Source organism: Sinorhizobium prairiense, assembly GCF_029201645.2.
Classification (GTDB): domain Bacteria; phylum Pseudomonadota; class Alphaproteobacteria; order Rhizobiales; family Rhizobiaceae; genus Sinorhizobium; species Sinorhizobium meliloti_A.
In genome coordinates this window covers 258,376-278,549 of the sequence record NZ_CP104130.1, presented here as the reverse complement: position 1 = coordinate 278,549, position 20,174 = coordinate 258,376, and the positions used below count along the sequence as shown (strand labels likewise).

Here is a 20,174-nt window from a genome sequence, read left to right as displayed (position 1 = left end):
TTCGCCACCAATCCGGAACCTGCCTATGAGGTGGAGCACTTGGAAGGGTATGACTTGTGGCCGTGAACTCTTCTACCATTGCGGCATTTTGCTAGGTAAACTGATCAATTTGGTAATGGCGGCGATTACCTCGTTAATGCTCACCGATTATTCCTGTGGAGAAGCTGCAATTTCGGACACAATCGCATTTATTTCAGCACTCTGGCCACGATGCGAGCCTGAGCCTTGCCTGTATCGGCAACCAGAGTAACGCCTTTTGCCTACCTGCTGTTCGGAGGTTTCAATATTCCTTTGATGTCCTTAGCGGCACTGGCGGACCGCTCCGCCAATTCCCGCACACATCGCTACCCAGCGAGAGGTATGCTCGCTTGATCCTCCGTCACCATTCGCACGGCACGGGCGCAGACTTTGGGAGGATTTATTCGTCGTCTTGTGACGAGTTGGGTCTCCGGCAAACCCCGCGCCGTTCATTGGCCGTCTCGGATGGTAGCTGTCCAAAACGCCTCTTGTAGTCAGAAGCAAAACGCCCAAGGTGAGCAAAACCCCACTTTCTGGCTATCTCGGTAACACTGGACTGTTCACCTGTCTGGAGCAGATCCTCATGAACGGCCGACATCCGGAGATCGCGCAAATATAACATGGGCGTGGTGTTGCGGAATTGCTTAAAGCCTTGTTGCAGCGCTCGTGCACTCACCTTCGATGCGGAGGCAATATCGTTTAACGAAATTGGGGCGGACATGTGCTCTTCCATGAACTCGATCGCCCATTTGACATGCTTAGGTGTGGGTGCTGGACCTGGTCTCGAAAGCTCGTCACTATATTGATGCGAACAGTTTTCGATAAGGAGATACCCTAGTGTCTCACACAGGGAATTGAGACTTATCGGCGATTTCTGCAGCCAGCAATCGTTTGTCAGACCGCGGTACACTTCCATGGCAATGTTCATGAATCCACTGCCGGCTCCCTCCGTCAGATTGACGTAAGGTTGAAAGTGCATGTCGCCGCTTATTGTTCTGTCAAGCAGAAAGGCCAATTGCTTCCGAATGAATTGGCGATCTACGATAAGCGCCAAGTGATGACGAGAGCCATTGAATTGCATACTGCTGGAGGTACGTTCCCCTTCCAACAAGGTGCCGTGACCAGGAACTGATACAATGCTCTCGCGAAAGCAGCTAAACCGTGCACTCCCACTAATGGGCAAAAAAAGGTGTACTTTGTCGCTTGTTCCATCCCTCGAGATTGACAATTTTCCATCGTATTTTGAGATAGCCACCGCGAATTTATCTGTCGATATAAAGCTGCAATCAAACGCCAGCGGGCTTCGCTCCTCCACAATTACTGCACACGACCCTTGACATAAACTTTGCGGCGTCGAAATAAATGAGGAAAGATAATCCGGATCTGTTCCCCGTATAGTATTTTCTCTTCCATTCCTCCGAGTGACGGAGGTGCTTCCAAAGCGAGGGCCATCAAGGCGCGAATGTGACATGCTCAGCCTCACATTGTGACAAGAGGATCCAGCCCAATATTCCGAAATACCTTGTAGTCGGATCACTCGCCAGGTCCCTGCGTTCCATCATCACCAGGCCGCCTTGTAGATAGAGAGGGCGTCCGCCTCGGTCACCTCCCGGGGATTGTTCAAGAGCAACTGTGTCTGCTTCATCGCATGGCGGGCCATTCCGGCCAGGTGCTCTTCGCCGATGCCCACATCCCGCAGCCGGGGTTGCAACCCGGGCATAAAGGCGTGGTGCGACAGAGCCAAGACGACGATGAACAGCAGCGGCAAACAGGTGAAATCGACAGCAAAGCTAATGTGCTCGGCAATAAAGCCGATCAGCGCCGGCGCAACGAGGCATGCCGGAGTAGCCCATCGTGGTGGCGACCGCAAGACCGAGGCCAACACCCCGAGCATTGCCACCGTCTGCTGCTCCGCGACCTCAAAAAGTGGCTGCCGCCGGGACCTGTGTGGCGGCACCCAGGTGCTGCCTTCGCGAGGCAGACGGGAACTTTGAGCGATCACGACGACCATCCTCTCGCCGCTATGGTTCGAAGCGGCTTGGTTGGTTTTTGATTGAGAAACCAAAAACTCTAGGGACAAACGGTCATATTGCAGTTGCCTCATAGGCGTCCCTTACCTGCCGGATGGACGCGACATAAGCCTTTGTATGGCCGAGTCCGGCTTCTCGAGGAGATGCTCGGAGAAAAAAGGACTGCCGCGGGGGACCTGTCCAGCGGCAGCCAAGGCGCCTCGGGAGGAGGCTGGGGAAACTCTCCTATTTGGTGATCGTATTGTTGCGTTGTAACATTTAAGGTAACGCGGTTTATAGAACCGGTGATTTTGTGAAGCGCTGATCGCCGAGGATGAGGCTTAGTCGCTTCCTCCGGCCCCGACAACCTACGCTCCCATCACGCGCGATCTATCCAACACGACAACCTCCGCGCTCGCTACGTCGTAAGATGCCGGAGGATTGTCTTCCTCGGGCACGGTTTGATGAATCTTGAACTGCTGTAAGAGACCGGTAAGTTCTTCCGCCTGAGACGCTAACATGCTGCCAGCAGCCGCGGATTGCTCTGCCATCGCCGCGTTTTTCTGAGTTTCCTGATCGATTAAAGCGACGGTAGTATTGATGTTTGCCAAGGTCATGGATTGCTCTTGGGCCGACCCGGCAATCGCTGCAACATGCCGATCGATCTCGGCGACCCCAACTATAATCTGGTCTAAGCTCCTCCCAGTCTCATCTACGAGAGTGACACCTTTTTCCACCTGTGCGCTTGCACTTGAAATCAGTTGCTTGATTTCCCTGGCAGCTGTCGCGGATCTTTGCGCCAATTCTCTGACCTCTTGAGCCACCACTGCGAAGCCTCGACCCGCCTCGCCGGCGCGGGAGGCTTCAACTCCCGCGTTCAAGGCAAGGAGGTTCGTCTGGAAGGCGATCTCATCAATGACCCCAATGATAGTCGTGATCTGGGCCGAAGATCTTTCGATGTTGCGCATTGCCTCGACCGCAGACCGAACGACGACACCAGACGCCTCCGCACCCGCCTTCGCTTGTGCGACCAAGACTTTCGCGTCAGCAGCGCGAATGGCGCTGTCACGAATGGCGGACGTGACCTGTCCGACCGCTGTTGCGGTTTCCTGTAGCGACGCCGCTTGCCGCTCCGTTCTGCTGGACAAGTCATGGGACGCCGAACGGATTTCTTCGCAGCTGCTATCGATCAGACGGGCGTTTTGATTCACTGACAACAGCGCCGCAAGGAGTTTCTCGACCGAAGCATTGTAGTCGAAGCGAAGTGCATCCAGATCCATTCTGAAAGGTATCTCGATCCTGTGGATCAGGTCCCCGTCCGAAAGCCGCTGAAGCGCCGAGCCAAGTGTGCTTACAGCTAGCTTCGCCGCACCCGCATCGGCCGCGTCACGCACCTCGCGGGTTTGCCGGTCTCTTTCCGCTGCGTCGCGCACTACCTCGCTTTCGTATTCGAGTTGTGCTCGCTCAATAGCGTTCCTCCGGAAAACGGACACCGCTCGTGCCATGCTTCCCAACTCGTCCCGCCGCTCCTCGCCCGAAACTTCGTCGTCCGTGTTGCCATCCGCCAGTGACATCATTCGATCCCTCAGGCGAACAAGCGGCAACGTCACGTACCGGGAGGCGATGAAGATCGACACCGCCAGTAATACAGCAAACAGGCCTGTGATGATGACCAGCGAATACAGGCTTGTTTTGTCGGCGCCGTTCGCCAATTGCTGGCTCTTGAGATCGATCGCGTTTGTGAAATTATCAGTCCAGTCACGAATACCAAGAACCTGATCCGCTATCATCGGGTCCGCCTGACGCAGCAGCGCATTGGCGTTTTCGGTGTCTCCTTTAAGTGCCAGTTGGACCGCTTTGTTGGTCAGCTCGAGAATGCCATTTGCGGCAGAGATGAATTTATCGATGCTCTCCTTATGATCGGGAACCAACCGCTTGACAGCTCGAAGTTCCGAAAGCAGCTTCGCCTTGTTGTTCTCATAGTAGAGAGCGAATTTCTTGATGCTCGGATCCTTGGTGTCATAGGACATGACTTGATACGCGTTGTAACTCAGCGCAGTAAGACGTTGGCTCGCCCGCGCCATCTGAATAGCCGCTGCCTCGTCCTCAGCAATGAAGCTGACATAGCTCTGGGAAGCGCTCCGATAATTGAGCGACACAAACGTCAGCCCGGCGATACCGATCGCACAGATCGGCGCCACCAGCAGAAGCATTTTAAGTTTGATGCTGACATTTGCAAGAAACGACATAGTAAAGCCCCCTGTATGTCGTTGATAAATGAAGACGCGATAGGCGCCGCGCAGCCTGTTGCCGTTAGACTTCGTCTTTGAGTGTCTCTTTTTGCGTGATAAGGCGCGCCGAGTGATGTCCAGACATGAAGACCCAGAGCCAACTGAGTGCGACGGCCATTCGGCTGCGCGTGCCGATCAGGAAGTAAATGTGGGCCAAGCCCCATATCCACCAAGCGAGAGAACCCTTCAGTTGAAGTTTCCCGAAGTGGATGACAGCCGAACTCGGGCCAATCGTCGCCAGGTTGCCGAGGTGTCTGTAGCGGAACGGCGCGGGTGCTGGTTTTTGTAGACGCCGCGCCTTTATGACCGCGGCAACGTACTTCCCCTGTTGCTTCGCTGCGGGCGCGATGCCCGGTACTGGATTGCCGTCGTCGGTTTTTACGGAAGCGGTGTCGCCCACGATGAAGACTTCCGGGTGCCCCGAAACGGTCAAGTCTGGTTCGACAAGCGCCCTTCCCGCGCGATCCTTCTCTGCCCCAACCCATTCGGCGGCCTTGGACGCCTGAACGCCTGCTGCCCAAATGACCGTCCGGCTTGGAACGAACTCGTCTCCGATCGTCACGCCTTCTTCATCGCATGCGGTCACCGGGCGGCCGGTACAGACTTCAACACCCATCTTCGTTAACGACTTGGCGGCATAATCCGACAGCGCGGGCGGAAAGACCGGAAGAACTCGCGGCCCAGCCTCGATCAACAGAATGCGGGCCGACGATGTGTCAATGCTTCGAAACTCCTCCACAAGAGTTCTATGAGCGAGCTGGGCAATGATGCCCGCCATCTCTACGCCAGTCGGCCCGGCACCGATGATGCTAAAGGTCAGAAGGGCCTTCCTGCGCTCGGGGTCAGCCTCCAATTCGGCTTTCTCAAAGGCTAGAAGGAGGCGTCTCCGTATCGTCGTCGCATCCTCGAGCGCCTTCAGGCCGGGCGCAAAGGGCTCCCACTCGTCACGCCCAAAGTATGCGTGGCGCGCTCCCGTGGCCAGAACGAGAGTGTCGTATGGCACCGAAGGCCCGCCCTTTAGCAATACCGTGCGTTGCTCTGTGTCGATCCCGACGACTTCGCCGAGCAGCGTAGAGATGTCCTTTCGTTCGCGGAACAGGGTCCTTATCGGCCAAGCGATTTCCGATGTCGCAAGCACCGTTGTCGCGACTTGGTACAGCAGCGGTTGAAACAGGTGATGGTTGCGCCGATCAATGATCGTGATGGAAGTTTCGGGACACTTGAGGTCCCTGGCGAGTTGGAGACCCGCGAAGCCTCCGCCTACGACCACTACGCGATGTTGCGCCATTTTCACTCCACGAGAATGGCCGGGGTGCGTCTCACCCCAAGCGCCGTTTGAACGAGCCACGAACGAGTGTCCGTCAGTCGCTTACTCGGCTATTCACAATGATAGACGGGGGACTGACGAGCAGTGGCAGGAGCGGTTCCAGAACGCGGACCACGTTGGGATGCTTGCCGTGCCGGGCCACCGCCTCCTCGTTCGCCCAGCCATCAAGGATGTAGAACGTGTTGGGCTCGTCCGAGCGCTGGTAGAGGTCGTAATAAAGGCACCCTGACTCTTCACGCGCCGGTCCGATGAATTCCAGGAGGAGTTCCTTCACGCGTCCCCTGTTCAGTGTTGTGGTCTTGAATTCGACGATGAGGTGCTGTTCCGCGGATTTCGTGGATGACATCGACTGGCTCCTAGTTGAACACGATGACCGGCTTGATAACGCGACCCGCCTCGGCATCCGCGATAGCCTCGTTGATCTTCTCGAACGGATACCTCGTGATCAGCTTCTGAAATGGAAACAGGCCTACCTGATTGAGCTGAACCATCTGCGGGATAAACAATTGCGGGATTTGGTCGCCAAGGATTGCGCCCTGAATCTTGCGGTTGAAGACCATGAGATCGAGCGGAATTGGGATGTCCTTGCCGAGCGCATCCAGGCCGAGCAGAACGACATGTCCGCCGGGCCGCGTGCATTTGATGGAACTTAGGATAACTGGAATGATACCGACGGCCTCAACGGCGAAGTCAGCGCCACCGCCGGTCAGCGCGTGAATCTGTTCCACCACATCGGCGTCCTTGCCGTTGACGGCGTGCGTCGCGCCCAGCTCCTTGGCCATCTCGAGACGCTGTGGGTTCAGATCGACGACTATGATCTTGCTGCATTGACGCACTCTGGCGGCCATGATTGCCGCCATACCAACGGCCCCCGCACCGAAGATAGCAATCGTAGAGCCGATCTCCGGTTTCATGGCGTTTATGACAGTGCCCGCCCCGGTTGCCATGCCGCAGCCCAGTGGGGCTGCATTTGTCAGGTCGAATCCCTCCGAGGGGAGTAGAGCGGCGTTGTTCTCTGTCGCCAGAATGTGGGTCGCGAAGGAAGACTGCCCTACGAAATTGCTGCCCACCTCGTCACATACGATGGCTCTCTTCCCGTTTGCCCGCAGACCCGTCAAGTTGTACTGCGTGTAGTTCTGGCAGTTCATGGGATGCGATCGTCGGCAATCTGGGCAGAATCCGCATGAACTCTGACTGAGGGCGACAGCGTCGCCTACTTTCAATCCCTGCACATCCGGCCCGGTTGCCTCGACAATCCCGACGCCTTCGTGTCCCGGAATGACGGGAGCCGCGGGGCCGAAGATGCCGTCTCTCAGGAGCAAATCGGTGTGGCAAATACCGGTTGCGACAGTGCGGACAAGGATCTCGTTCCCCTCAGGATCAGCCAGTTCCAAGTCCCGGAACTCCAGTGGAGCCTTCGGCTTCACGGCAACAGCCGCAGTGATCTTGACCATTTCTTCTCTCCTGCTTTGTCTAGCGAAGGCGCGGGAATGAAACCAATCGACAACTCGGTGCGCGGGCTCAGATGCGGCCTGCGCGAGCTCCGTAGATGATCGCAGCCAGCGCGATGATCAGGCCCTGAGCAATGAGCTTTCCTGGTTCCTGGATGCCGAAAACAGTCAGCATTGCGAACAGGAAGCTGAAGGCGACCACCGCGACAAACGGACCAGCAACGCCGCCACGATCGACGCCGAACGTGACGCCGCCAAGGATCGTTGCGGCCAATGCGTTCATGAAGGTGTCGAAACCTGGCTTTATTGTGCCGACGGCCAAGGCGGATATCTGAACAAGTGCGGCTATCCCAGTCAGGAATCCAGCCGTCACATGCGAGACGAATATCGTTCGGGCAAGCGGAATGCCCGTTGTCTCGGCGGCGCGAGGGTTATCACCTACTGCACGGAAGTAGCGACCGATGATCAAGAAGCGGAAAGCGATGGCTACAAGGACCGAGGTCGCGACCCAGATGATGACGGAATACGACAGTCCGTACACGTTGCCGTTCGTCAGCACGCGCAACCATGTTGGCGTAGAACCCGGCGCCCTGCCCGCACTCATATACTGAATGATACCAATCAGCATTGCCGAGACACTTAGCGTTGAGATTACTGCGGACGCGCGGACATAGGCAACAAGGACACCATTGATGATACCGACCAGCAAGCCGACAATGATAGGCATCGCCACTGTCAGGAGGGGCGGATAGCTGTTCAACAGGCCCGAACTCGCGAGGTAAATCGCGAAAGCGAATACACCGCTGACCGAGAGGTCGATCGACCGAACTCTCATCACCAGAGACTGGGCCAGCACCGCGATGCCAAGTGGGGCGGACTGCTTTAGGATCACAAACCAATAGTTCGGGTTGATAAGGGTCGCGCTCACGGCAGGCGCTACGGCCATGAGGATGGAAAGCACATAATAAGCCGGAGGCAAGCCGCTGATCCAGGAAACAACGCGCTTGCCGTTAAACGAGGCGGATGGCGCACCCGGCTTGGAATTAACGGTGGTCATCGAGGTGTCCCTCTTTTTCAAAGTCCGATTGTTTTGCGTCGCTGCGATACAACGAGCACGAGGAGCAGCCCGCCCTTAGCCACCGATTGCAGGAAGGCGGACACATTCGCGAGGTTCATTACGTTGTTGATGAGACCCAAGATCGCGGCTCCTACGACCGTACCGAAGACGCTTCCGATGCCGCCGGCGAGGTGAACGCCGCCGAGTGCGACCGCCGTAACCGACTCGATCCCGAAAGTGGCTCCGCCCTTGGGATCGCCCGACGCGAGCCGCCCAGTCAGGAACATCCCTGCGGCGCAGGCGAAGAGGGCCGACAGGACATAGGCGTTGATGATCGTCCGTTCCACCGGCACGCCGTTCATACGGGCGTTGAATTCATTGCCACCGGCGGCGAAAAGATAGAGCCCAAACGGTCGGCGATAGAGGATCCAGGCAGCGACGAGCGAAGCAACGATGAGCCAAACCAAAGTGTTCGGCACCGGGCCAATCGAGCCCGCCACGGACGTCGAAAGCCAATCCGGCACCCTACCCCCAGGAATCGGAAGTATGATTAGGGCAAGACCCTGGCCAATTCCCATAGTCGCGAGAGTCATGATGATCGGGTGGACGTTCAGGCGTGCGACGCCGTAGCCGTTGACCAAGCCGAACGCAGTTGCAACCGCGATGCAGAGTAGGATTCGCATAAAGGCGGGCATGTCCAGGGTCATTATCGCAGTCGTCATGCTGATGATCGAGCCTACCGAAACGTCAAGACCACCGGTCAGAATCACGAACGTCTGGCCCAGCGCCGAGATGACAAGCGTGGTCGACTGCGCAAGCAGGTTCGAGAGGTTTTCGCCCGCGAGAAAGCCGGGCAGGAAGATAATTGATGCGACGACCATCAGGAGGAGCGTCCCAATCGAAAGCCGGATCGCACCTGCCCGATATGGAACCCTAAGGTAACTTGCGACGGTATTCATAAAACTCCTCCTCAATGAACCGCAGCGCGCTGATCATGCGTGGAATGAGAACCCAACGCTGTACCAAGAATACTTTCTTCGGTGGCTCCCGCCGCTGGCGTCTGGCCCACGATCTTCCTGTCGTGAACGATCAGAATGTTGTCACAGAGGCCGATGAGTTCGGCGAGTTCACGGGAGGAGACGATCACAGCTCCGCCGCTCTCGCTGAAGTCACGGAGCAGGCGATAGATCTCAGCCTTCGCGCCGACGTCGACGCCGCGTGTCGGCTCCTCGATCACAAGAATGTCTACGCCTGAGAGAAGCCAGCGCCCGAGCAGGACCTTTTGCTGGTTTCCGCCGGAGAGCTTTCCAACGGGTGCGTCCGGGTCGGCTGCAGCCACGTGCAGCGACTTGATGATTTCGCGGACGCGCGAAACGGATCTCCACGCGACACTAGCCATGCGCCGGTTTAGTTGCTTGCCCAGCGCGATGTTGTCGTAAATTGGCAGACGGAGAAACAGACCTTCCTGTTTACGGTCTTCAGGTATGAAGCCGATGCCTGCGGAGATGGCGTTGGAGAAGCCGGAAGAGACGTCTACAGCACGCATGGATGCGTCGGCAATGCTCCGTCGGACAGAGATGGATTTCGCTGACTCCACGCCGACTAACGCTCTCATAATTTCGCGTTGTCCTTGCCCCTCAAGCCCAGCAAGCCCGAGGATTTCTCCTCTTTTTACGGAGAACTGAACCTCCGGCCCTTCGGCGTCGAGGCGAAGTTTGGAAACCTCCAGCATATGGTCACCCATTTCACCGGCTCGCGACGGGAAAAAGTTCTGTAGCTCGCGACCGACCATCGTCGCGACAAGGGAATGCAGGTTGAAGTCTTCCGCCCTCGCGGTCTTGACCCACGCTCCGTCCTTCATGACTGTGATCTTGTCACAGAGTTCGAAAACTTCGTTCATCCTATGTGAGATGTAGACAACGGCCTTACCCGCACCCTTCAGGTCCCGGATCACTTTGAACAGGTGTTCGACGTCAGCCGAGTTCAACGCCGCCGTCGGCTCGTCGAAGATGAAGACATCCGCATTCGATGTGAGACCTTTTGCGATTTCGACAGCCTGTTGCTGAGCGACCGTCAGCGTGTCGACGATTGCCGTTGGGTCGAGCTGGGGGAACACGTCTGATAGCAGACGGCGTGACCTGTCGATTACCTCCGCCCTGTCGATGGAGCCGTCGGCACGCCGTGGCTCGTGACCGAGGAACATGTTCTCAGCGACGGTTAGATTGGGTACGAGAGTAAATTCTTGGAATACTGTCGATACCCCGGCGAGACGTGCTTCCTTGGGAGCGCGAAATCTGACCTCCTGACCTCGAAGCCGAACGGTTCCAGAGGTGGGCTGATAAACGCCTGACAGAATTCGCATCAGCGTAGATTTACCCGCGCCATTCTCGCCCATCAGAGCGTGCACCGAGCCGGACTCCAGCGAGAAGCGAACGTCGGATAGGACCTTCGTGGCGCCAAACGACTTATTGATGCCGACCATTTCGACAAGCATGCTCATGAGAACTTCCGTATGTGTTTGAGTTGCGGGCGCGGAAAACCCGCGCCCGGCTTGCTTCAGGCCCTGAAGTACTCAAGGAGCTTCTCGTCCGGCATTTCCGTAGGAGCCCAATACGCGTCGGTGAGATCTGCCCTGTAGAACTGGGAGAGCGTCTCGTCGGTGATTGGCTTGGGACGATTCGTCCAGTTGCGATTGATCGGCCTTCCCTCGAGAAGCGCGAACGCGGCGCGCAGCGCGGCTGTGGAAAGTGCCGGCGGGCAAATCGGTCCAATCGACGATAGCTTTTCGTCGTTCCAACGACGCATCCAACCATTGAGGGCTTCGCCGGTGATCGGTGGGATCGTTGACGCACCGGCTTCCTGAAGAGCATCCAGAACGCCGAGCGACATATTCGCGCCATCGGTCCAAACGCCTGCGACGTCAGGGTCGGAGAGATAGAGATTTTCCGCGATCTTCTTGGAATCTTCGTAGGACCAGCTGCCGTGCTGCGTCGAAGTGATCTCGAGACCGGACTTGCTGAAGACTTCCATGGCGCCGTTGTAGCGGTCGGCATCGATTGGATGGCCGGCAACGCCGCGCAGGACCCAAACTTTGCCCTTGTTACCGAGCTTGTCGACGAGGAACTGGGCCATAACGCGCCCGAAGTAGAAGTCGTCGCCCTGCACCTGAACAGTGAAATCGTCGGTATCGACGCGGCCGAGGTAGACCACGGTTGGTATGCCCGCTGCCTTGGCCTTCTTGATACCCTCTACGGCCGAACCCGTGGTTAGCGGAGCGATGACAATCGCGTCCACTTTCTGCGCGATGAGGTCTTCGATATCGGCCACCTGCTTTGACGGGTTCAAGTCCGCACTGCGGAACTGGTAATCGGTGACGCGGTCCTTATTGCGTGTGATTTCGAATTCCGCTTCGAAGGCAGTCTGGTAGGTGTGGGTCGACCCTGCGAGACCATAATGACTGTGGCCAATTTTCCAGGGACCAGGCTTCGCGAATTTGCCCGCCTCAACGATCGGGTTATCGCCCTCGGAGGGCCAAGTGTCGGGAAGGATGTGGATATCGTTCGCGGCGCGAAGAATGTTCGGCACCCCGAACGTGCCGGCGGCGAGCAAAGCACTGCCCGCCTGTAGGAATGTGCGTCTTTTCATAAAAGCTCCTCCTCTACCGCCCTGGGCGGCCAATTTTGTCTGCTAGCGCGAGAGCCGCCTGTCTCCAGCTGTTGCCGGACGCTCCTCAGCACGGCAGTTGCATCCTTATAAATCTTCAGACAATCTGTCAATAAGCTCGGTCAGAAACTAGTGAATGTGGGCCATGAAAGTTCCTATCAGATTGATATGTCTTCTACTTTTCAATAATCTGCCAACAAGTGAGACAATAAGACAATCATGTGACTTGCGGAACTTGAAGGCACTTAATTGTCATCAACCTTCGTCATCGTCCGCCATAGGCAAAGCGAGGGGAATGAGCGGAACGAATTCACGGGTTGGAAGGACGCGCCACTTTCATTGAAGGCGACCGCTTGGAGCTGTCTCAGACCGAGGCATTGAACGAGCGAGATTACGGCGAGCTGACAGGGATGAACAAGGATGAGGCGCGAAAACGTTGGGTTTGCGGCGCTCCTTTAGCACCCGGCCACCCGGTGGCATCCGCGACACCAGCGCACGAGCTTTGTACCGTTCTTACTTTGCGAGGTCATTCCGTTGCTGCTGAGGGGGCAGACGGTAATACTTGTAGCTCACGGGAACTCGATGAGGGCAGTTCGTTCGCACTGGAAACGTCCTGACTCTTACCGACAAGTTCGTTCTGACAGAAGACGAATGATGCCGCGGCCGGACCACCTCGCCCGACATCAGCCTCAATCGAAGTCCGTGATGACCACGTAGCCGCTCGTTTTAAAGCTATCCATGTCATGTAGAACCGATTCGACGTCACCGAGCGAAACCGTTCGACTGACCAGTGAAGTCGGGTTGAGTTTCCTCGATGCGACGAGGCTGAGGAGGTCGTCGTACTCGCTCTGGGGGTTGCCGAGACTGCCGCGAATTTCAAGCTCTTTTAGCACGATCATATCCATCGGAACCGCCACGACGCCTTTCTCCTCCTGGGATGTTAGACCAACCTGGGACAGGCGGCCGCCTTTGCGTAGCGAATGGAGAGCGCCGTGTACCGTCGCGACGCTACCGAGCGCATCGACCGCAAGGTCGACCCCGGCGTCTCGTTCGGTGTTTCTCCTAACTGCTCCGCCGGCCTGCTCAGAAGAAAGACCCTTAGCATTGACGACGGCATGCGCGCCGATTTCCTTTGCCTTCGCGAGCTTTGCATCATCGACATCGACAGCGATGACACGTCCGCCGAGCGATGCTGCGATTTCGATCGCGGCCTGCCCGACGCCACCACACCCAAAAACGGCGACACTCTCTCCACCGCGCAGGGCGCCTCGGCTCTGGATCGCACGCCACGCAGTCATGTAGCGGCAACCAAGCGCCGCAGCAGTAAGTTCGTCCACCCCCTCCGGAAGCAGTACGCAGTTCAGGTTCGCGTTGGGCGCGCGCATGTACTGCGCCCAACCGCCTGATCCTGGGATGAGATGCGGGACAGCCGCGTTGTCGCAGATGTTCTGTTCCCCGCGAGAGCAATGGTGGCAGTGCCCGCACGCCAGATTGAACGGCACCGTGACGCGTTGCCCTGGGCGGACGGACTTGACGTTTGATCCGACGGCTTCGACAACGCCGCCGATCTCATGCCCGAGAACGGCTCCGGGCTGAAGTTTCATGCCGACCCATTCCCAGTCGCCGTTCCACAAATGCCAGTCACTGCGGCAAATACCCGACGCGACGACCCTAACGAGAGCGTCATCTGGCTCCAGTTCCGGAACCCTTACCTCCGCAACCGCGATTCGTCCCCTTACCCCCTCAATCTGCGCGGCTTTCATTGAGCGACTAGACCACGCTTTCGGCGCTTCGAACATTCCGGCCTCCTCCTGACATTTGCAGGTGACGTTGCTTTCCCGACTGGGAAATGGGTAGTAGTCGTCTGTCAATCTGTCAATATTATACCTTGCCGCTGGCGAGCCGGGGAACCAGACCGCTCGTAAGATGTGGACCAAGCTACCGTAACCACGGCGTTCTCTCGACACAAAGATGAAAAAGGGCTCTGGCAGCATAGATCTCGGCAGGGCACTTCCAAAAATTATTGACTGATTGTCTGATGATGCGTAGTTTCGCGCACTATTGCGCTGAGGCGCACTGGAGGAGCTCATTCTATGAAGCAAGCGTATGCTGCAATTTCGAGAGAGAAGGCGAAGGCTCTCGTCTTGGAGTGCATTGGGATTGATGAACCGCGGGCGGACGAAATCCTAGTACGAATCGTCGCCTCCGGCGTCTGCCATACGGACATGGTCGTCCGAGATCAGGGATACGACGTACCGCAACCGGTCGTCCTCGGACATGAAGGCTCCGGCGTCGTCGAGGCGATTGGGAGCGAAGTCACGGGACTCGTTCCCGGTGACCACGTAGCCCTTAGCTACGCCTACTGCGGCAAGTGCGAAAAGTGTCTTACCGGCACGCCCTATTATTGCGAGGATTTCTTCGGAAGAAACTTCCGCGGCACTCGTCCCGACGGCACCTGCCCCATCCACGATTCCCATGGCAAGCAGATCAGCGGTTGCTTTTTCGAACAGTCCTCGTTCGCAACATACGCCATCGCCAGCGAGCGTAACGCGGTCAAGGTTCCCAAGGACGTCCCCCTCGAGCTTATCGGCCCGCTCGGTTGCGGACTCCAGACCGGCGCGGGCGCGGTCTTAAACTGCCTCAAGCCGAAGCCCGGGTCCTCAATCGCGATCTTCGGTGCAGGAGCGGTCGGGATGGCGGCAGTCATGGCCTCCAGGATCGCAGGGTGCACGACCGTTATTGTCGTCGATCTCAACGATGAGCGTCTCGAGCTTGCCCTTGAACTCGGCGCGACACATACAATCAACGCCCGCAAGGAAGACAGTGTCAAGGCCATCAAGGAACTAGCTCCGGCCGGCGTGGACTTCAGCCTGGAATGCACGAGCTCGCCTAAGGTTTTCCGGCAGGCCGTCGATTGCCTCGGCACGCCGGGAACTTGCGGACTCGTCGGCTCTTCCGCGCTCGGCACCGAAGGCACCATCGACATCGGCAACTTCCTGTTTGGCCGCACCCTCGTCGGGATCGTCGAAGGACAAAGCATTCCGTCTGAATTCGTTCCCCGCCTGATTGAGTACTGGCAGCAAGGTCGATTCCCGTTCGACAAGCTCGTCCAGTTTTACGATCTCGACGACATCAACGAGGCGATGGCCGACTCAGAAAGCGGGAAGATAATTAAGCCAATCCTGCGCATGAACCATAGGGCTTCATAGTCACGTCCGAGACATACAGGGGCCGCGACGACGCTTGCGGCACCATGGGACAGCATTTGCATTCGGAGGAGAGATGGCAAACGCGCAGGCTGAAGGAGAGACGTTCGATTACGTCGTAGTCGGAGGCGGAACTTCCGGGTGTGTCGTTACGAATCGATTGAGCGACGCAGGTTTCAAAGTCTGTCTTCTGGAAGCGGGTCCAAAGGACAACAATCCAATGATTCATGTCCCCGCCGGGTATATCAAGAACATCTACAGCAAAAAACTCACCTGGAACTTCATGTCCGAACCGAATCCGGGCACGAACAACAGGAGTTTTTCCCTGCCACAGGGACGAGTACTTGGCGGATCAAGTTCGATCAACGGTCTTAATTACGTCCGGGGGCAGGCCGTAGACTACGACAACTGGGCCGCTGAAGGAAATCCTGGATGGAGCTATAAGGAAATCCTGCACTACTTCAAACGATCGGAGCGTCGTATCGGTAATGCCGATGAACGCTATCGCGGACGCGACGGTGAGTTGCCGATCACCGATTTGGACTGGCACCATCCCGTCAGCGAGGCCTTGATCGATGCGGCAATAGAGTTGGGAATTCCCCGGAATCCGGACTATAACGGCGCTAGCCAGGATGGCGCAGGATATTTTCAGCGGACGATCTACAAAGGATTCAGGCACAGCTCCGCCAGAGCCTTCCTTCGCAGGGCAATGAAGCGTGGCAACGTGGACGTCCGCACGAATAGCCAAGCCACCTCCATACTCTTTGAGGGCACAAAGGCTGTTGGCGTCGCATATATCACGGGAGGACCAGGCGGAGCTCGACGCGAACTCCGCGCGACGCGAGAGGTAATCCTCACCGCAGGCGCGCTCAATACGCCCAAGCTTCTCCAACTGTCGGGGATCGGACCAGCGGACGTTCTGCGGCGCGCCGGGGTCAAGGTTTTCCATGAGCTCTGGGGCGTGGGCAACAACCTCCGCGATCACTACGCCGTTCGCATGGTTGCCCGCGTAAAAGGGTCAACGACCATCAACGATTTAGCCTACGGCCCTGCCCTGCTTGGCCAGATCGCTCGCTGGGCTTTCGGGAAGCCGAGCATACTTGCGGTCAGCCCGTCACTTGTTCACATCTTCTGGAAGTCCGATCCTTCGTTGCCCAGGCCAGATCTTGAGTTCGCGTGCGCGCCGGCAAGCTTCCGCGAAGGCGTAGTCGGGTTGCTGGACACGCATCCTGGCCTGACGCTCGGCGTCTGGCAGGAGCGCCCTGAGAGCCTCGGGTTCGCCCATATCAAGTCGTCGAACGTCTTCGAGCCTCCGGCGATCCAGCCCAACTATCTCACGCACAAGACAGATCAAATGGCACTGCTTGGCGGCATGCGGCTAGCGCGACAGTTGTTCCGGACCAACGCTCTCAGCAGATATATGGATGCTGAGACGTCTCCGACGCCAAATCTCGAGAGCGACGACGAGCTCCTCGACTTTGCGCGCCAGAAGGGCACGACTGTCTACCACATGATCGGCACCACCCGGATGGGGCCGCGCTCCACCCCGGGACTGTGGTTGACTCACAGCTGCGGGTACATGGGCTGTCCGGCCTTCGGATCGCAGATGCTTCAATCATGCCTTTGATGCCGTCTGCCAACACCAACGCCACGACGCTGATGATCGCGGAGAAGGCGGCTGATCTTATCTTGGGGCGGCGCGCCGCGCCGCTCGAAACCCGGGAGGAACATGCCGCATGAGGAGCGTGGCCGTATCCCAGACGAACTCGATGCGCGTCGTCGAGGTGCTGGACGACGCAACATCGGCCTATACTATTTCAGCCCAGGTGTGCTTCGAAAATTTCCATGGTGCGGCCAACCGACTGGCCGGGCTGCTGGTCCTTCTCGCCATCGCGAAGTCCCGCCATGTGCTTGACGCGGAGGTCCATGCCGCGGCAGCCGGGCTCATAAAGGCGGGAAATGAGGAGTTCCGCGCACTACGGTCCACACCTCGCAGCCAGCATTTTCACGGGCATCTCGCCAACGCCGGGAAACTCCTGCGGGTCGCGATGGAGGATATAGACCGCACGCTGGCAGGCTTGGCATCCGCCCGTGATCCGCTCGCGCCTCTACAGGCAGCGTGGTCGGAATTAAGAAAGGCGTCGAAATGCCTACCGGGGTTTGTGCTGGTGGACTTACAGCATTCGTGCTGCGCGCTTCATAAAACCGTTATCAGTTGAATCAGGATTGGGAGGAGACCTTGCCTGACTACTCAATATGGATGCTTGAGTTCGCGTGGGTACCGGACGCACCTACCAGCTCTCTCGTCTACGGTCGACACAACATGGGGAATGAAAAGCTTCCTTACTGCTACACCCTTCTGAAGGGTCACGGGAAGACAATCCTGGTGGACTGTGGCGTGAACTATGCATCCCATGGCCGCGAGTTCCTGGAGCGCTTCAACGTTCAGAACTGGTTCTCGCCAAAGGAAGTGCTCGCCGAGGTCGGCTGTACTCCCGAGCAGATCGACCACGTTATCCTGACGCATGCGCATTTCGACCACATGGGCGGTTTGGAACTTTTCCCTAACGCGACCTTCCACATCCAGCAGGAAGAACTCGCGGCTTGGGTTTCGATTATGGCGCTCGACCGCCGCTTCCGATGGCTGCTCACCGCCACTGATACGGGGGACATGCTCTACGCTGTCCAACTCGCCCGCGAGGGACGAATGCGCGGCATTGACGGCAATGTCGACAACATTTTACCCGGCATCGACGTCAGGATCGCGCGGGACACTCATACCGCAGGATCGCAATATGTGGTCATCCGCAACGACGGGAAATCTGACAGCGACGACGTCTTCGTGTACCCGGGCGACCTACTCTATCGCCATGACAATCTGCACGGTGGGATCGCCGGTGACCCGATGTATCTTCCGGTCGGCCTTGCCTTTGGCAGTCAAACGAAGCTCATTTTTGCGACGCACGAGATCATGAAGTGCGCTGACTTCGACATCCGTCGAGTTCTCATACCACATGAGCCCGCGATGACGAAGATGTATCCGAGCCGCACGACCAAGAACGGACACTACCTGATCGAGGTGGTCCTTGCCGAGGGGCAGCAATCGTACGTGTAACGCTCCCAAGGCGTGGTCGGGCGGGGATGGCGCGTAGTGCATGGCCTTCTCGCCCGACTATTTCTCTAACGGCCATCTAACGATGCTATTCCCTGCCCCGCTGGCGCCCGGAGCGGTTCCACGCCAGTGAGGAATCCTGCAAAGCTGCCGCGTCTCCCCAGACGGGATATTTAGGCTCATTCGTCGTCAGCGATCTTCACGCGCGATGCATTTACCCGACCGAAGCCATTGGCGCCTTCGATGCTTGCACGAGCGGTGAGATCGACACTATCGGCTTTTTCTTGGGTGAAGTCGTCAAAGTTGTAGAACGCCGAGAAATCGCGATCGCTCCCGGTGACTTTCGTGAAGTGTTCGGCCGATGCTTGTTCTGTCATGTGGAACCTCATTGAAGAGCGGTTCAGCTCCAGGACCTGTCCAAGAGATTAGAAAAAGGCGGCATCCGCAGCTGTGTTTTGGGAGATCGCCTATTCACCTGATTGCGAGCTCTCACAGGGAGGCACGCCTTCGACGCACCTCCTCGACTTGCTCAAGCGCTCATGCCGCCGAGGCAGACGTATTTCATGGACAAGAAGTCTTCCATGCCATACTTCGAGCCCTCGCGACCGAAACCCGACTGCTTTACGCCACCGAACGGAGCCACTTCGGTCGAGATTAGGCCCGTATTGACGCCGACCATGCCGTACTCAAGCGCCTCGGTGACCTTCCAGACGTTACGAAGGTCGTTCGCATAGAAATAGGCGGCAAGACCAAACTCGGTATCATTGGCGAGCTCAATGACTTCATCGGCGGTCTCGAACTTAAAGACCGGTGCCAGCGGCGCGAAGGTTTCCTCGCGGGCGACCTTCATATCCTTCGTCGCTCCAGACAGAAGGGTCGGCTGGACAAAGGTCCCACCGTTCTCATGTCTTTTGCCGCCGACAACGACGGATGCTCCGTGGTCAACCGCGTCCTCGATATGGTTGTAAAGCTTCGTCACCGCCTCGTCATTGATCAACGGGCCGATCGTCGCTCCATCTTCAAATCCGTCTGAGACTTTAAGCCCGGCGACGCGGCTGGCAAGCTTTTCGACGAACTTGTCGTAGATGCCGCTCTGAACATACAGACGATTCGCGCAGACGCATGTTTGCCCGGCGTTGCGGAATTTGGATAGCATCGCTCCTTCCACCGCTTCGTCGAGGTCCGCGTCGTTGAAGACAATGAAAGGAGCGTTGCCGCCGAGTTCGAGACTCAGCTTCATGATCTTCTGTGCTCCCTGCGCCATCAAGATGCGTCCGACTTCCGTCGAACCGGTAAACGTAAGCTTCTTGACGATTGGGTTCGAGCAGACTTCCTCCCCAAACATCCTCGCGTTTCTTGTCGGGATCACGCTGAATAGACCGGAAGGAACTCCCGCACGTTCGGCCAGGATTGCAAGCGCGACAGCCGAAAGCGGAGTTTCCGCGGCGGGCTTGAATACGATGGCGCAGCCGGAAGCGAGAGCCGGCGCGACCTTGCGGGCGACCATCGCTGATGGAAAGTTCCAGGGCGCAATAGCGGCGACGACACCGACTGGCTGTTTCAGGACGAGAAGACGCTTATCGGCATGGTGTCCCGGTATCGTGTCACCGTAGACGCGTTTCGCCTCTTCACCGAACCATTCGATGTAAGATGCGCCGTAAGCGACCTCGCCGCGAGCTTCGGCAAGCGGCTTGCCCATCTCAGACGTTAGGATCACGGCAAGGTCTTCAGCGTTCTCCACAACGGCTTCATAAAACTTCCGCATGATCCCGGCCCGCTCCTTCCCGGAGCGGTTTGCCCACTTTTTCTGTGCCTCCTTCGCGACGGCAATGGCAACACGCACGTCCTCCAAGCCGGCGCTGGGAAGAGATGCAAGGATGTCGAGAGTGGAGGGATTCTGCACCTCGATCCGCTCACCGCCTGCTCCCTGCCGTTGCCAGACGCCTCCCACGAGCATTTCTTCACGTACGAGAGAGGCATCTTTTAGACGGTTGCGCAGAGTGTTGGAGACGGCCATCAGTGTTCCTTTCGAATGCCTAT

The 20,174-nt window shown here is 57.5% G+C and carries 15 protein-coding genes and 2 pseudogenes; 4 read left to right on the top strand and 13 right to left on the bottom strand.

The window, feature by feature from the left end; genetic code table 11:
• Positions 1-418 precede the first annotated feature (418 nt).
• From N0Q91_RS01360 to N0Q91_RS01310, 11 genes and pseudogenes are all read right to left on the bottom strand, one after another.
• Entirely contained in the window at positions 419-1,489 is a 1,071-nt protein-coding gene (locus N0Q91_RS01360) for an AraC family transcriptional regulator (protein WP_275602496.1), read from the bottom strand.
• A 90-nt stretch (positions 1,490-1,579) separates the two neighbouring features.
• Positions 1,580-1,732: pseudogene (locus N0Q91_RS01355) on the bottom strand (iron-containing alcohol dehydrogenase); the annotation flags it as partial.
• Positions 1,733-2,395: 663 nt separating this feature from the next.
• Complete coding sequence (locus N0Q91_RS01350; protein WP_275596374.1) at positions 2,396-4,276, bottom strand: methyl-accepting chemotaxis protein; 1,881 nt, start codon at positions 4,274-4,276, stop codon at positions 2,396-2,398.
• A gap of 64 nt (positions 4,277-4,340) precedes the next feature.
• Positions 4,341-5,606, bottom strand: a complete 1,266-nt coding sequence (locus tag N0Q91_RS01345) for an NAD(P)/FAD-dependent oxidoreductase (RefSeq protein ID WP_104840840.1) — start codon at positions 5,604-5,606, stop codon at positions 4,341-4,343.
• 73 nt (positions 5,607-5,679) lie between these two features.
• A complete protein-coding gene (locus tag N0Q91_RS01340) occupies positions 5,680-5,991 on the bottom strand; it encodes a putative quinol monooxygenase (RefSeq protein ID WP_104840839.1) in 312 nt (103 codons plus the stop codon).
• 10 nt (positions 5,992-6,001) lie between these two features.
• Positions 6,002-7,099, bottom strand: a complete 1,098-nt coding sequence (locus N0Q91_RS01335) for an NAD(P)-dependent alcohol dehydrogenase (RefSeq protein ID WP_275596373.1) — start codon at positions 7,097-7,099, stop codon at positions 6,002-6,004.
• A 67-nt stretch (positions 7,100-7,166) separates the two neighbouring features.
• Entirely contained in the window at positions 7,167-8,153 is a 987-nt protein-coding gene (locus N0Q91_RS01330) for an ABC transporter permease (protein ID WP_275596372.1), read from the bottom strand.
• Positions 8,154-8,170: 17 nt separating this feature from the next.
• Positions 8,171-9,112, bottom strand: a complete 942-nt coding sequence (locus N0Q91_RS01325) for an ABC transporter permease (RefSeq protein WP_275596371.1) — start codon at positions 9,110-9,112, stop codon at positions 8,171-8,173.
• A gap of 11 nt (positions 9,113-9,123) precedes the next feature.
• Positions 9,124-10,653, bottom strand: coding sequence for a sugar ABC transporter ATP-binding protein (locus tag N0Q91_RS01320; protein WP_104840835.1), 1,530 nt, complete (start codon positions 10,651-10,653; stop codon positions 9,124-9,126).
• A gap of 56 nt (positions 10,654-10,709) precedes the next feature.
• A complete protein-coding gene (locus N0Q91_RS01315) occupies positions 10,710-11,798 on the bottom strand; it encodes a substrate-binding domain-containing protein (protein WP_345774892.1) in 1,089 nt (362 codons plus the stop codon).
• Between the two features lie 707 nt (positions 11,799-12,505).
• Entirely contained in the window at positions 12,506-13,615 is a 1,110-nt protein-coding gene (locus N0Q91_RS01310) for an alcohol dehydrogenase catalytic domain-containing protein (protein ID WP_275596369.1), read from the bottom strand.
• Between the two features lie 294 nt (positions 13,616-13,909).
• Here N0Q91_RS01310 and N0Q91_RS01305 point away from each other — a divergent pair, with 294 nt between their 5' ends.
• The 4 genes and pseudogenes from N0Q91_RS01305 to N0Q91_RS01290 all read left to right on the top strand — a co-directional run bounded on the left by N0Q91_RS01305 (position 13,910) and on the right by N0Q91_RS01290 (position 18,137).
• Positions 13,910-15,025 carry an NAD(P)-dependent alcohol dehydrogenase gene (locus N0Q91_RS01305; RefSeq protein ID WP_104840833.1) on the top strand — a complete coding sequence of 372 codons (1,116 nt, stop codon included), beginning with the start codon at positions 13,910-13,912 and terminating at the stop codon, positions 15,023-15,025.
• Between the two features lie 73 nt (positions 15,026-15,098).
• Positions 15,099-16,762 (top strand): annotated as a pseudogene (locus tag N0Q91_RS01300) (GMC family oxidoreductase).
• Between the two features lie 29 nt (positions 16,763-16,791).
• Positions 16,792-17,241: a hypothetical protein gene (locus N0Q91_RS01295; protein WP_275596368.1), complete on the top strand. Its 450-nt coding sequence runs from the start codon at positions 16,792-16,794 to the stop codon at positions 17,239-17,241.
• Positions 17,242-17,261: 20 nt separating this feature from the next.
• Positions 17,262-18,137, top strand: a complete 876-nt coding sequence (locus tag N0Q91_RS01290) for an N-acyl homoserine lactonase family protein (protein ID WP_275596367.1) — start codon at positions 17,262-17,264, stop codon at positions 18,135-18,137.
• 176 nt (positions 18,138-18,313) lie between these two features.
• Here the strand turns inward: N0Q91_RS01290 and N0Q91_RS01285 are convergent, their stop codons facing one another.
• Positions 18,314-18,511 (bottom strand): hypothetical protein, encoded by a 198-nt coding sequence (locus tag N0Q91_RS01285; protein ID WP_275596366.1) that lies wholly within the window; start codon positions 18,509-18,511, stop codon positions 18,314-18,316.
• A gap of 152 nt (positions 18,512-18,663) precedes the next feature.
• Positions 18,664-20,151, bottom strand: coding sequence for an NAD-dependent succinate-semialdehyde dehydrogenase (locus tag N0Q91_RS01280; protein ID WP_275596365.1), 1,488 nt, complete (start codon positions 20,149-20,151; stop codon positions 18,664-18,666).
• Positions 20,152-20,174 lie beyond the last annotated feature (23 nt).

Coding starts and splice junctions, on each gene's coding strand:
- N0Q91_RS01360 (WP_275602496.1), bottom strand. CDS start 1,489: ATGTCACATTCGCGCCTTGATGGCCCTCGCTTTGGAAGCACCTCCGTC.
- N0Q91_RS01350 (WP_275596374.1), bottom strand. CDS start 4,276: ATGTCGTTTCTTGCAAATGTCAGCATCAAACTTAAAATGCTTCTGCTG.
- N0Q91_RS01345 (WP_104840840.1), bottom strand. CDS start 5,606: ATGGCGCAACATCGCGTAGTGGTCGTAGGCGGAGGCTTCGCGGGTCTC.
- N0Q91_RS01340 (WP_104840839.1), bottom strand. CDS start 5,991: ATGTCATCCACGAAATCCGCGGAACAGCACCTCATCGTCGAATTCAAG.
- N0Q91_RS01335 (WP_275596373.1), bottom strand. CDS start 7,099: ATGGTCAAGATCACTGCGGCTGTTGCCGTGAAGCCGAAGGCTCCACTG.
- N0Q91_RS01330 (WP_275596372.1), bottom strand. CDS start 8,153: ATGACCACCGTTAATTCCAAGCCGGGTGCGCCATCCGCCTCGTTTAAC.
- N0Q91_RS01325 (WP_275596371.1), bottom strand. CDS start 9,112: ATGAATACCGTCGCAAGTTACCTTAGGGTTCCATATCGGGCAGGTGCG.
- N0Q91_RS01320 (WP_104840835.1), bottom strand. CDS start 10,653: ATGAGCATGCTTGTCGAAATGGTCGGCATCAATAAGTCGTTTGGCGCC.
- N0Q91_RS01315 (WP_345774892.1), bottom strand. CDS start 11,798: ATGAAAAGACGCACATTCCTACAGGCGGGCAGTGCTTTGCTCGCCGCC.
- N0Q91_RS01310 (WP_275596369.1), bottom strand. CDS start 13,615: ATGTTCGAAGCGCCGAAAGCGTGGTCTAGTCGCTCAATGAAAGCCGCG.
- N0Q91_RS01305 (WP_104840833.1), top strand. CDS start 13,910: ATGAAGCAAGCGTATGCTGCAATTTCGAGAGAGAAGGCGAAGGCTCTC.
- N0Q91_RS01295 (WP_275596368.1), top strand. CDS start 16,792: ATGCGCGTCGTCGAGGTGCTGGACGACGCAACATCGGCCTATACTATT.
- N0Q91_RS01285 (WP_275596366.1), bottom strand. CDS start 18,511: ATGACAGAACAAGCATCGGCCGAACACTTCACGAAAGTCACCGGGAGC.
- N0Q91_RS01280 (WP_275596365.1), bottom strand. CDS start 20,151: ATGGCCGTCTCCAACACTCTGCGCAACCGTCTAAAAGATGCCTCTCTC.